We start from the raw sequence: 631 nt of genomic DNA, 5'->3' as shown, positions 1-631 counted from the left end.
TATAATTGACTTCTTCACTATTTCTAAGAGAGATTATTAAAGTGTGACAAATCCATATAAATATATTGGAAAAGCTTAAACGTTGTTTAAAAACTCTTAAGCTTTTCTCATTTAGTTTACATAAATTACAATTTATAGGTAGTGTCTTTGTATATGGTATTCATTAATTTTCTTTATTTAGATTAAAGTTAGAATAGTAAAAAAACAAGGCTATATACTTATATCTAATTCATCATTTTACATGAAAATATGAAGGAGCGATGGAAATGAAAAAAGAAAACTTACTTACAGGAGACAGACCCACTGGTAAACTTCATATTGGGCATTATATCGGCTCTCTAAAGAAAAGAGTTGAAATACAAGACCAATTTAACAACTTTATTATGATAGCTGACCAGCAAGCATTAACTGATAATGCTAAAAATCCTAAAAAGATTCAAAATAGCTTAATAGAAGTCATATTAGATTATTTATCTGTAGGCATAGATCCAATAAAATCTAATATTTTTGTTCAATCTCAAATTCCTGAATTAAGTGAATTAACCATGCATTATTTAAATCTTGTTTCTGTTTCACGATTAAAAAGAAATCCAACAGTCAAAAATGAAATGAAAGAAAAAAATTTTGGTGA

1 pseudogene is annotated in these 631 nt (G+C 26.3%); it reads left to right on the top strand.

Annotated features, from left to right (window positions below):
• Positions 1–266: 266 nt before the first annotated feature.
• Positions 267–631, top strand: a pseudogene (locus IE142_RS39945) (tryptophan--tRNA ligase); the annotation flags it as partial.

This window comes from Streptomyces mutabilis (assembly GCF_014649815.1).
Classification (GTDB): Bacteria; Actinomycetota; Actinomycetes; order Streptomycetales; family Streptomycetaceae; genus Streptomyces; species Streptomyces mutabilis.
Note: the sequence above shows the minus strand (reverse complement) of the source record. Positions and strands in the feature narration are given on the sequence as shown.